10 protein-coding genes are annotated in these 11,746 nt (G+C 72.7%); 4 read left to right on the top strand and 6 right to left on the bottom strand.

The window, feature by feature from the left end; genetic code table 11:
- The first annotated feature begins 85 nt into the window (after positions 1-85).
- The 3 genes from ACFOWE_RS28380 to ACFOWE_RS28370 all read left to right on the top strand — a co-directional run bounded on the left by ACFOWE_RS28380 (position 86) and on the right by ACFOWE_RS28370 (position 3,912).
- Positions 86-964 (top strand): DUF3152 domain-containing protein, encoded by an 879-nt coding sequence (locus ACFOWE_RS28380; RefSeq protein ID WP_377293151.1) that lies wholly within the window; start codon positions 86-88, stop codon positions 962-964.
- 124 nt (positions 965-1,088) lie between these two features.
- Positions 1,089-2,090 (top strand): DUF418 domain-containing protein, encoded by a 1,002-nt coding sequence (locus ACFOWE_RS28375; protein ID WP_377293149.1) that lies wholly within the window; start codon positions 1,089-1,091, stop codon positions 2,088-2,090.
- A gap of 94 nt (positions 2,091-2,184) precedes the next feature.
- Positions 2,185-3,912: an HAD-IIB family hydrolase gene (locus ACFOWE_RS28370; RefSeq protein ID WP_377293147.1), complete on the top strand. Its 1,728-nt coding sequence runs from the start codon at positions 2,185-2,187 to the stop codon at positions 3,910-3,912.
- 50 nt (positions 3,913-3,962) lie between these two features.
- Here the strand turns inward: ACFOWE_RS28370 and ACFOWE_RS28365 are convergent, their stop codons facing one another.
- The 6 genes from ACFOWE_RS28365 to ACFOWE_RS28340 all read right to left on the bottom strand — a co-directional run bounded on the left by ACFOWE_RS28365 (position 3,963) and on the right by ACFOWE_RS28340 (position 10,842).
- Positions 3,963-4,394 carry a GNAT family N-acetyltransferase gene (locus ACFOWE_RS28365; protein WP_377293145.1) on the bottom strand — a complete coding sequence of 144 codons (432 nt, stop codon included), beginning with the start codon at positions 4,392-4,394 and terminating at the stop codon, positions 3,963-3,965.
- Between the two features lie 32 nt (positions 4,395-4,426).
- Entirely contained in the window at positions 4,427-6,343 is a 1,917-nt protein-coding gene (locus ACFOWE_RS28360) for an N-6 DNA methylase (protein ID WP_377293143.1), read from the bottom strand.
- Positions 6,344-6,598: 255 nt separating this feature from the next.
- Entirely contained in the window at positions 6,599-7,633 is a 1,035-nt protein-coding gene (locus tag ACFOWE_RS28355; protein ID WP_377293141.1) for a hypothetical protein, read from the bottom strand.
- A gap of 39 nt (positions 7,634-7,672) precedes the next feature.
- Positions 7,673-8,593 (bottom strand): carbohydrate ABC transporter permease, encoded by a 921-nt coding sequence (locus tag ACFOWE_RS28350; RefSeq protein ID WP_377293139.1) that lies wholly within the window; start codon positions 8,591-8,593, stop codon positions 7,673-7,675.
- Positions 8,590-9,495, bottom strand: coding sequence for a carbohydrate ABC transporter permease (locus tag ACFOWE_RS28345; protein WP_377293137.1), 906 nt, complete (start codon positions 9,493-9,495; stop codon positions 8,590-8,592). The genes ACFOWE_RS28350 and ACFOWE_RS28345 overlap by 4 nt, the downstream gene beginning before the upstream one ends.
- Positions 9,496-9,579: 84 nt before the next feature.
- On the bottom strand, positions 9,580-10,842 hold the full coding sequence (locus ACFOWE_RS28340) for an extracellular solute-binding protein (RefSeq protein ID WP_377293135.1): 1,263 nt from the start codon (positions 10,840-10,842) through the stop codon (positions 9,580-9,582).
- A gap of 461 nt (positions 10,843-11,303) precedes the next feature.
- On the opposite strand from ACFOWE_RS28340, the gene ACFOWE_RS28335 reads away from it, so the two are divergent.
- Entirely contained in the window at positions 11,304-11,720 is a 417-nt protein-coding gene (locus ACFOWE_RS28335) for an STAS domain-containing protein (RefSeq protein ID WP_377293133.1), read from the top strand.
- Positions 11,721-11,746: the final 26 nt, after the last annotated feature.

The raw sequence follows: 11,746 nt of genomic DNA, 5'->3' as shown, positions 1-11,746 counted from the left end.
CCCCCGCCGACGGACATCGTGTCGATCTGCATAGATGTGTCCTGAGTGACGGATTATGCCCGTGTGGCAATAGGGTTTATGGCCTATGCCCGGGAACGTAGATAATGATGCGCGCAGGCCCCTTCTCCGGCTGCTCGCCGCCGGTTGCCTGGCCATGCTCCTGGCCGGCGGCAGCGCGGTCGCGGACCGGAGCGCCGCCCCGGCCACGCCCGTCGCCGCGCCCGCGTCCCCGGTTCCCCTGCCGGAGCCGGCGGCCTCCCCGCCGCCCCGTCCCGCGGTGACGGCCCCGAGCGCCACGCCCTCCCAGGCGTCCCCGGCCCCCGCGTCCGGGACGCCTCAGCCGCTCCCCACGATGGTCACGCCCACCCCTCCGCCGGAGCCCGGGACCGGGCGCGCGCACCTGCTCGCGAACGGCCGGCGGCAGCCGGCGAAGGTCCGGGTGCCGCGCTCGGCGAGCGGCCGCTACACGGTCGTGCCCGGCACCGCCGCGCCGCCCCGGGGGAAGGGCAAGGTCGTCCGCTACGTGGTCGAGGTCGAGAAAGGGCTGCCGTTCGACCCGGAGGAGTTCGCCGCCGAGGTGCACCGCATCCTCAACGACCCCCGCGGCTGGGGGTACCGCTTCAAGCGGGTGCCGCGCGGCCCCGCGCGCATCCGCGTCTCGCTGTCCAGCCCCGCCCTGACGGACCGGCGCTGCCTGCCGCTGCGCACCATGGGCAGGCTGTCCTGCTGGAACGGCGGGCGGGCGGTGATCAACGCGGTGCGCTGGAACCAGGGCGTGCCGGGGTACGGGCGCGACGTCGCCTCCTACCGGGAGTACGTGATCAGCCACGAGGTCGGGCACGGTCTCGGGCACGGACACGTGTCCTGCCCCGGCCGGGGCAGGCGCGCGCCGGTCATGCTCCAGCAGACCAAGTCCCTGTACGGCTGCCGGCCCAACCCCTGGCCCTTCCCCGGGCGGCGCTGACCCCCCCGCGTCGTCCGGGGTTCCCACAGGGCCGTGTCCCGGCGGGCAGAGACCAGGCAGAGACTCCGGCAAGGAGCGGCGCGCTTGTAGCGGCCGCGACGGAGATCGGCTATACGGTGACCGCGTGATTGCACTCCGTAACACCCTCCTGCGCAGGGCAGGCACGCGGGGCGTATCGGCGCCCGGCAGGCTTCACGAACTGGACGCGCTCCGCGGCTTCGCCCTGTGCGGGATCATGGTGGTCAACACCTGGCAGCACACGTGCGACCGCCTGGAGCACCCCGCGCGCAACACCGTCGACTGGGTCGTCGACAGCCTGTTCCAGGCCAAGTTCTTCCCGATCTTCTCGTTCCTGTTCGGGATGAGCCTCGTGCTCTTCCTCCGCTCCGCCGGGGACCGGTCGGAGCACCCCCGGCTGGTCCTGCTGCGCAGGCTCGCGGTGCTGGCCTGCCTCGGCGCCGCGCACCGCATCGTGAACCCCGACGAGGTGCTCCTGCCGTACGCGGGGTTCGGCGCGATGGTGCTGCTGCCCGCGTCGTTCCTGCCGGACCTGGTCGTGCTCGTGGCCGGGATCGGCGCGACCGTCTGGGGGGTCGGCCACGGCGGCGGCGGGGCCCTGGTCGGCGGGCTCTTCCTGCTGGGGATGGCCGCGATGGAGTTCCCGCTCTCCGAGCGCCTGCTGGCGCCCGCCTTCCTGCTCAGCTCGGTGCTGGCCGCGGGGCTCGTCTACCTGTGGATCGCCTCCTCCACCGGCAGCGCCCTGTTCTTCCGGGGCGCGTACACCGCGAGCGGGCTGGCCTGCTCGGCGGCCTACGGCACCGGGCTGCTGCTGCTCCTGCGCACCCGCCTGCGCGCGGCGCTGATGCGGGCCCTGACCCCGCTCGGCCGGATGGCGCTGACGAACTACCTGCTCAGCACGGTGGCCATCCTGGGCACGCTCCCGCTGCTGGTCGCCGATCCGACCCGGCTGTCGGTGGCGGTGCTGTCCGTGGCCGTGCTGGCCGCGCAGGTCGCCTTCAGCCGCTGGTGGCTGGCCAGATACCGGTACGGCCCGATGGAGTGGCTGTGGCGGTGCCTGACCTGGCTGGAGCGGGTCCCGAACCGCCGGGCGCCCGCACCTGCCTGACCCGCCGGTCCCGCCCGGAGGCGTCCACGTCCTCCGCCGAGGAATTCACCTGCTCCGGACGGTATCCCCGCCGGGGCGGGGGTAAGCGTCCGGCATGCGCTATCACGCTCTGGCCAGCGACTACGACGAGACCCTCGCCACGGGCGGCCGCGTCACCGGCGAGACCCTGGAGGCGCTCGAGCGCCTGGTGCGCTCCGGGCGGCGGCTGATCCTCGTCACCGGGCGGGAACTGGAGGACCTCAAGCGGGTCTTCGACCGGCTGGACCTGTTCGAGCGGGTCGTCGCCGAGAACGGGGCGGTGCTGTACCGGCCCGAGGACCAGACCTGCACCCCGCTGGCGGAGCCGCCGCCCGAGCGGTTCGCCGAGCGCCTGCGCGAGCGGGGCGTGGACCCGCTCAGCGTCGGCTCGGTGATCGTGGCCACCCGGGAGCCGCACGGCGACACCGTCCTGCACGCCATCCGCGACCTCGGCCTGGAGATGCAGGTCGTCTTCAACAAGGGCGCGGTCATGGCCCTGCCCTCGGGGGTCAACAAGGCCAGCGGGCTGGCCGCGGCCCTGGCGGAGCTCGGCGTCTCGGCCCGCAGCACGGTGGGGATCGGCGACGCCGAGAACGACCACGCGTTCCTGGTGTCCTGCGAGTGCGCGGCGGCCGTCGCCAACGCGCTCCCCGCGGTCAAGGAGCACTGCGACCTGGTGACCGGTCAGGACCGCGGCGCCGGGGTGGGCGAGCTGATCGACCGGATGATCGAGGACGACCTGGCCGGGGCCGACCCGGAGCGGCACCACGTCCTGCTGGGCACCGGCCCGGACGGCGCCGACGGCGAGGTCCGCCTCCCCCCGTACGGCCTGCGCCTGCTGGTCACCGGCCCCTCGCACAGCGGCAAGTCCACCGTCACCGGGGCCCTGCTGGAGCGGGTCAGCGAGGCGGGATACCAGTACTGCCTGATCGACCCGGAGGGCGACTACACCGACGGGATCAAGGACGCGATCGTGCTCGGCGACGCCCGGCGCGCGCCCACCGAGGAGGAGATCCTCCAGGTGCTCAAGGACGTCCGGCAGAGCGTGGTGGTCAACCTGCTGGGCGTCTCCCTCGACGACCGGCCGGGGTTCTTCGAGGCGTTCCTGCCCCGCCTGTCGGCGCTGCGCTCCCGGCACGGCCACCCGCACTGGCTGGTGGTCGACGAGGCCCACCACATGATGCCCGAGGGGTTCGGGCTGGACTCGGTGGACCTGCTGCGGGACATGGGGTCGCTGCTGATGGTCACCGTCCATCCCACGGCGGTCAGCGAACCGGTCCTGCGGACCCTGAACGCGCTCGCCGTGGTGGGCGAGGAGCCCGCGGACGCCCTCGGCTCCTTCGCCCGCGTCACCGGCCAGACCCTCCCGGACGGGGATTACCCCGACCTGCCCACGGGGGAGCTGCTGCTCTGGCGGCTCGGCGGCGAGCCGGTCCGCCTGGAGCTGACGCCGCCGGCGGAGGAGCGCCAGCGCCACCGCCGCAAGTACGCGGCCGGCGACGTCGGGGAGGCCAAGAGCTTCTACTTCCGGGGCCCGCACGGGGCGCTGAACCTGCGCGCCGAGAACCTCGTCATGTTCTGCCGCATGTCGGACGGGGTCGACGAGGAGACCTGGCTGCACCACCTCCACCAGGGCGACTACTCCCGGTGGCTGGCCGAGCAGGTCAAGGACGAGGAGCTGGCCGCGGAGGTGGCCGCGATCGAACGGGACCCCGGCGACTCCGTCGACGACGCCCGGCGGCGGGTGCGCGAGCTCATCGAGGAGCGCTACACCTCCCCCGCCGGACCGGCCGGGGACTCCTGACCCGCGCCGGCCCCGGCGCGGGAGGGCGCCGGAGGCCGGAGCCGGGCGGCCTACAGGGTCTTGCCGAGGCAGAAGGTGGTGGGCACGCCGACGTACTTGCCGTAGGGCGGGATCGGCGCGTAGCCGCAGCTCCGGTAGAGTTCCACGGCCTCCGGCTGGAGGTGGCCGGTGGCCAGGCGGAGCGCCGAGCGGCCCTGCGCGCGGGCCAGTTCCTCCAGCGCGGCCAGCAGCGCGCGGGCGACGCCGCGCCTGCGGTGGCCGGGGGCGACGTACATCCGCTTGATCTCCCCGGTGGAGGCGTCCACCGGCTGCACGGCGCCGCAGCCGACGGCCCGGCCACCGGCCACCGCGACCAGGAAGCGCGCCTCCGGGTGCACTCCGGAGCGGCCCTCGGGACCGTACTTGGCGACCAGTTCCGCGAAGGCCGCCTCGACCAGGGCGGACAGTCCTTCATCGGCCAGGGTGCGCTCTTCGATGATCACACCGGTCATGCTAGGCGTCCTCCCCGGGCGCATCACGGGCGGGGCTCGGGCCGCAGGTCCCCGCTCATCAGGCCGTCGAGGACGATCCTGCGCAGCAGCTCGCCCGTCTCCCCGGCGCGGCGGAGCGCCCCGGCGAAGAGCTCGAGCTCGCGGAAGACCTGGCCGTAGCGGCGCTGCTCGGCGAGGGGCAGCCTGGGCAGCCGCGCGCGGCGCGCGTCCGTGCGGGAGATCGCCGAGGCCGTCCCGGAGGCCTGTCCGGCCGCGGCCCGCAGGAACCCCGCGACGAAGTGGGGGTCGAAGAGGTCCGGGTCGGGCCGGATGAGCAGCAGGTTGGGGCCGAGCACGCTCTCCTCCTCGACCACCGCGGCGGCCGGCGTCCGGCCCGCGACCGGGACGACGACGTCCCCGGGCCGGGCGACCACCGCGTCCGGCCCGCCGGTCCCGGTCCCCGTGGCCGGCCGTCCCAGGACCACGTCCTCGGCGGTCAGCAGCGCCGTGTCGCCCTCCTCCGGCTCCGCCCGGCCGCCCGGCGTCTGCGTGATCCGCAGCGCCCCCGTCCGGGCGAGCTCGGCCAGGGAGACCGCGGGCAGCGGGCCCTGGGGGGAGTCGGCGACCGAGGGGAGCAGGCGGGTCAGCTCGGTGACCGCGGCGAGCAGCTCGTCCGCGGTCCGGCCCGCGACTCCGGGGGCGGCGGCCGTGCGGAGCAGATAGCGCCCCGGGGTGAGGTCGACGTCGTCGTCGAGCAGGTCGATGACGGGTACGGCGCGCCCGCCGCCCGCCGCCTCCCGCCCCGGGTCCTCCCTGAAGGCGTGCCAGGCCGGCAGCACGGCCTCCCTCGAGTCGGTGGCGTCGACCATCAGCACGTGCGAGGGGATCCGGTCGCCGAGGTCCGGCCTGCGCAGCAGCCACAGGTGGGGCGGCATCGCCGACTGGGGGGCGGAGCCGGGCGGCAGGGCCACCACCGCGCGCAGCGCGCCCGTCCGGATGAGCTGGGAGCGGATCCTCCGGCCCGACCTGCGGTTCGCGGCGGCGGGCGGCATGAGGACGACCACCTGCCCGCCGGGCCTGGCGTGGGCCAGGCAGTGCTGGACCCAGGCCAGCTCCGACTCCCCCCGCGGCGGCAGGCCGTACTGCCAGCGCGGGTCGCCCGCCAGCTCCTCGTACCCCCAGCCGCGCTCGCTGAACGGCGGGCTGCACAGCACGGCGTCGGCCTGCAGGCACGGGAAGGCGTCCCCGGTCAGGGCGTCGCCCTGCCGGACGTCGGCGTCGATGCCGCGCACCGCCAGCCGGGCGCTCGCGAGCCGGGCCGCGTCGCCGTCGCGCTCCTGGCCCACCGCCCGGAGCGCGCCCGGTTCGCCCCCGGCCGCGATCAGCAGCCCTCCGTGGCCGCACGCCGGGTCGAACACCGCGCCCGTCCGGGGCTCGACGAGCTCCGCCATGAGCCGGGCGACCTCCTCGGGGATGACCTGCACGCGGCGCGAGTGGGCCTCGGTGTAGCGGGTGTAGAGGAACTCCACGGTCTCCTCGGGGCCGCGGGCCTCGGCGAGCGCGGCGGTGGCGCGGATCAGCGGGACGTCCCGGTCGTCCACCACCAGGTCGGGCAGCGCGTCGGCGACCTCGGAGTCGTCGGCCTCCAGCAGCTCGGCGAGCCTGCGGTGCGCGACGGCCGCCGCCAGCCGGCTGACGAGGGAGAGCAGCCGCAGGTCGTCGGCCGAGTTGCGGACCCGCTGCCAGAGCAGCTCGTCCTCGGGCAGGCTCTGGAGCTTGCCCTGGGCGCGCAGCCAGGACTCCACCTCGGCCAGGGAGAACAGCGGGCTGGAGGCGGTGCCGCCGACCGGCCCGGGGAAGTCGCCGAACCGGCGGCGCCAGTTGCTCACCGCGGCCCGGCCGACCCCCGCGAGTCTCGCGATGTCCCCCGCGGTAACCGTCGCCCCGTGCTCCGTGGCCACTCCCACCTCCGTCAGGTCGCTGGTGTCCGGGACCGGCGGCCCCGCGGCGGCCTGACGCGCGGTGCCGTACGCCGGAGGCCCGGACGGCGGGGCCCGGACGGCGGAGAAGGGCCGATCATCGCCCTCCCGCCTTTCCGGCCCGGATCACATCCGGAATGTACCGGTCCAGAATCACCCATGCGGCAATATGCGTAACTGATTCTGGATTTTTCCTACCTAACATTTCCCGGCAGCGGTGAGCCCGGAGCACCGGGGTCAGGGACGGTGGGTGATCGTCCCCCTCAGCCGGCCGGGGAAGGCGATCACGAGGTACTCGCTCCCGGGCACCTCCAGGTCCTCCAGCCCGCGGCCGGGGAGGTCGCGGGCGTAGATCCTGATCCGGTAGTGGCCCGGCCCGGCCGCTCCCAGGTTGGCCGTCCCGGCGCCGCCCTCGGAGCCGACGACCTCGATCCGGTCGCCGTCGCTGCGCAGGCCGGTCTCGACGATCCGCTCCCAGCTCCGGGGCAGGAGCGGCGGTGCCTTCGCGAAGTCCATCGTCGTCACGCAGACGACGTCGTTCAGGTCGAAGGTCCGCACCCGCACCAGTTTCTCGTAGACCTCGACCAGGCTGCCGACGGAGGGGACCTCCCGCCCCCAGTACCCGCCGGCGTCGCCGACCGTGAACTCGCCACCCTCCCCGGTGAAGGCCGCGGCGGTGACGCGGCTGCGCGGGCGCGGGCCGCGCCACCGGTCCGGGCAGCGCGCGGCGACCCGGTCCTCGTACTCCTTCTCCTGGCGCAGCAGCTCGGCCTCGGGGCGCAGCCGGTCGGGACCGTGCCGGGCGACCAGGTCGGGGCAGAGGTAGACCAGCGCGTCGAGCATCCCCTCGGTCCAGTAGGGGCCGTCACCGGTCCGCGCCAGCTCCGCCGCGACCCGCGGGTCCTCGGTCCGCAGGTGCATCACCCCGCACAGCCTCCTGCCGTGGGCGAGCACCTCGTCCTTCCGCGCCGTGCCGAACAGCGGCGGCGTCCCGGGCTCCGCGGCCGCCAGGCAGAGGAAGGCCCGCTCCCGGTCCGCGAATCGGGTCTCCGCGAAGCGCTGCCCGGCGACGGTCCAGCGCGTGCACCCCTCCTCGGTCCCGTGGCCGTCCACGGCGGCGTCCCGGCCGCCGTCTCCAGGAGCCCCGCCGAAGACCGCCACCGCGCCTCCGGTCCCGGAGACGGCGAACAGCGCCGCGGCGGCCGCGAGAACCATGGCCGCCGCGACCGCGCAGATGACCGTCCGGGCTCCGAACCGGCGTGACCGCCCCATCCCGACCGCCCTTCGCAAGATCGGGACGAACCCTACCGGTTACTTGATCGAACCCGCCGTCAGACCGCCGACGACCTTCCGCTCGATGAGCGCGAACAGGATGATCACCGGAATGGTGGCGATCACCGAGCCGGCGAACAGGTTCTGCCAGTCGACCTGGTACTGGCCGATGAAGGAGTTCAGCGCCACCGTCAGCGGCTGCTCGGCCGGGGTCGTGGTCAGCGTCAGGGCGACGACGAACTCGTTCCAGGCCGCGATGAAGGTGAAGATCAGCGCGGTCACCACGCCGGGCATCGCCAGCGGGAGCGTGACCCGGAAGAGCGCGCCGAAGCGGCCGTTGCCGTCGATGAACGCCGCCTCCTCCAGTTCGCGCGGGATGGAGGCGAAGTAGGCGTTGAGGATCCACACCGCGAACGCCAGGTTGAAGCCGCCGTTGACGAGGATCAGCGACCAGACCGAGTCGACCAGGCCGAACTGGTGGAACTCCCGGTAGATGCCGACCAGCATGGCGGTGGGCTGGAACATCTGGGTGATCAGCACCAGGACCAGGAACGCCGTCCGCCCCCGGAAGTCGTGCCGGGCCGTGTAGTACGCCGCGGGCAGCGCCACCAGCAGCACCAGGACGGTGGACCCGGCCGCCACCTGCAGGGTGACGCCCAGGTTCTGCGCCAGCCCGCCGGTCCAGAAGTTCGTGAAGTTCGACCACGCGAACGCCGACGGCAGGAACGTCGTCTCGCGCAGCTCCTCCTGCGGGCGGAGCGCGGTCAGGATCATCACCAGGTACGGGAAGAGGAAGACGAAGGCGACGAGATAGGCGGCCGCCGCGACGACCACGGTCCTGAGCGACGGGAGGCGGCGCGCCGCCGCGGGGGTCCCGGCCGCCGCCGGACGCCGGGCCGGCGGGGCGGGGGCGCTCTCGGTCACGGTCATGGGGTTGACGACCTCGCTCCGTTCGGTCATGGGGTCTCCGTCCTCCACTTGCTGACCTTGAGGAAGACGATCGTCAGGACGATCACCATCGCGAAGTTGACGACGGACATGGCCGCCGACTCGCCGATGTCGGAGCCCTTGAGGATGTACATGAAGATGGTCGAGGTGGCCGTGGAGTAGCCGGGCTGGCCGTGGGTCATGGCCCAGATGATCGGGAAGCTGTTGAAGACGTTCATCACGTTGATGAGCGTCGCCACGACCAGGGCAGGCCTCAGCAGCGGCAGCGTGATCGACCAGTAGGTGCGGAGCCTGGAGGCCCCGTCCATCTTGGCGGCCTCGTAGACGTCGGAGGGGATCGCCGACAGTCCCGCCAGCAGCGCGTAGGTGGTGAACGGGACGGAGACGAAGACCGCGACGAAGATCAGCCACGGCATCGCGGTCGCGGCGCTGCCCAGCGGGTCGGCGTCGGCCCCGCCGAGCGCGTCCAGCAGTCCGAGGCGGTGGCGGATCATGTTGATCAGGCCCACCTCGGGGTCGAGCATCCACTTGAAGATGATCGCGGTCATCAGCACCGAGGCCGCCCACGGCGCGATCAGCGCCCAGCGGGCGAGGCGGCGGCCGGGGAAGCGCTGGTCGAACAGCTGGGCCAGGCCCAGGGAGAGCACCACCGTGATGGCCACCACCGCGACCACCCAGAGCAGGCTCCGGGCCATGATCCCGCCGAAGTCGGGCTCGGCGAACAACTTGGTGTAGTTGTCGAGGCCGTTCGATCCCTGGACCACGCCGAAGCGGCTGATCTTCAGGAACGACGACTGGACCATCACCACGACCGGCCAGACGACCACGACGCCGATCAGCGCCACGGCCGGGCCGATCCAGGCCAGCGGGGCCAGTGCGCGCATCCCCCTGCCCCGGGCGAATGTCTGCTGCATACGTCCTGCTTTCGAGGAGGTGACGGGGCCGGCGGGCGCGGGTCGCGCGCCCGCCGGTCCCGGTCACCGGCGGGCCGGTCGGGGCTAGTTCGCCGTGGCGGTCTTCTGGATCGCCCCCAGGACCGTCTTGGGGTCACCGTCGATCGCGCCGCCGATGGTCTGCTTGATCTGGGTGTTCACCTCGGACCACTTCGGGTCCTGGAAGGGGTAGAAGGTCGCGTTGGGCAGCGCGTCCAGGAACGGCTTGAGCTTCTCGTCCGAGGAGAGCTTCCCGATGCCGGACTTGGTCACCGGGAGCAGCTTGTAGGTGTCGCTGATCTTCTGCGCCGCGGTGCCGCCGTAGAAGAAGTCGAAGAACTTCCTGATCTCCTCCTTGCGGCCGTTCTTGTTGAAGGCCATGATCCAGTCCTGGACGCCGAGCGTGGTGTCGAGCGGCCCGTTCTTGCCCGGGATGGGGGCGACGCCGAAGTTCTTCAGGCCGCCCTTCTCGAAGATCGGGATCGACATGGGGCCGCCGTTGACCATGCCCACCTTGCCCGCGGCGAAGTCGGCCCAGACGTCCTTGCGGTTCTTGGTCCCGGGGTTGGGGGTGGTCAGGCCCGCGGAGACCAGATCCTTGAGGTAGCCGAAGGCCTCGACGTTGGCCGGGGAGTCGACCGCCCAGTTGCCGGAGGCGTCCTTGTAGCCGCCGCCGTTGCCCATGAACCACAGGAACGACTCGGCCTGCGCCTCCTCGTTGCCCAGCGGGAGGCCGAACGGCTGGGAGACCCCGGCGGCCTTCAGCTTCTCGGCCGCGGCCTTCAGCTCGTCCCACGTCTTGGGCGCCTCGGCGACGCCGGCCTTGTCGAACAGGTCCTTGTTGTAGAACAGGGCGCGGGCCGAGGAGACGAACGGGATGCCGTAGGCCGTGCCGTCGACCTCGCCGAACTCGGCGAACTTCTCCAGCAGGTCGGCGGAGGTCTGCGGCGAGAGGACCTCGTCGCGCTTGTAGAGCAGGCCGTCCGCGACGAAGCCGGAGTAGTCGCCGGTCTGCAGGATGTCGGGCACCTGGCCGTTCTGCACCATGGTGGCGACCTGCTTGTCGATGTCGTTCCAGTTGATGACCTGGACGTCGACCTTGATCCCGGGGTTGGCCGCCTGGAACTCGTCGACGACGCCCTTCCAGAACTTCTCGCCGCTGTTGTCGGCGGTGGGGCCGTCGCCGTAGTCGGCGGCGACCATCTTCAGCGTCACCGCGCCGCCGTCTCCGCCGTCCCCTCCGGAGGCGGAGTCGGTGGACCCGCAGGCGGTCATCACCAGCGCGGCGGCCAGGCCGAGCGTGACCGTGCCAACGAACCTCTTGCTCACGTGCTTACCACCTTGGTCGTCATCGGTCCGGACTGGTCCGTACCAGTTGGGGGGATGCCGAGGGAACACCCCGGCTCGGTACTCGTGCTGGACTTGGGACCGCCCGGGCGCACGGCCGGACGGAACCCGTGCCTTGGTGATGCGGACCACGTTAGGTGGCGATGATCCTCCGGTCTATACCGGTCGGTATCGGTTTCACAACGCCAGCCCTCCGAACGGTCAACTGGTCTATACCGGTTGAGTGATCCGACATGACAGATGATGTTCATCATTGCTCTTATCGCGGGATTATCAATCACATATGAGCAACTTCTCCGTAACCACCCGGTCCGGCGCCCCGGCGCGGGACCGGGCCGCCGACGCGGCCACGCCCCGCCGCGACCTCCTCACCGTGCGGCGCGCCCGCTCCTGATAGAAAAAGGGGCGACCCGCCCTGAACCCGCGGGTGTGAGGAGCCGACCATGTTGTTCGAGCCCGACCGCGGTTCGGCGTTCGCCCTCTCCTCCGGGACGCACGGGGACCGTGGGGATCACGGGGACCACGGCGACACGGTCGTCGTCCACGTCTCCGGGGAGCTCGACTACCGTTCCGCCCCGCTCCTGCGCGAACACCTGGACGGCGTCTGGGGCCGGAGCGGAGTGACGGTCCTGGTGGTGGACCTGTCCCGGGTGGCCTTCTGCGACTCCGTCGGCCTGGGCGAGCTCGTCACCGCACTGCAGCGCAGCGAGGCCCAGGGCGTCCGGCTGATGCTCAGCGGAGTGCAGGGTGTCCTGGCGCGCGTGCTGTCCATCACCGGTCTGCGCAGGGCGTTCGAGATCCACACGGACCTCGGGACCGCCCTGCGCCGGATCAGCGGCGACGGGAGCCCGGCGCAGTGACCGCCGGCTGGACACCGCCGGCGAGA

Source organism: Planomonospora corallina, from assembly GCF_042650625.1.
Lineage (GTDB): Bacteria > Actinomycetota > Actinomycetes > Streptosporangiales > Streptosporangiaceae > Planomonospora_B > Planomonospora_B corallina.
The sequence above is the reverse complement of the archived record's forward strand: the minus strand, read 5'-3'. Positions and strand labels throughout refer to the sequence as shown.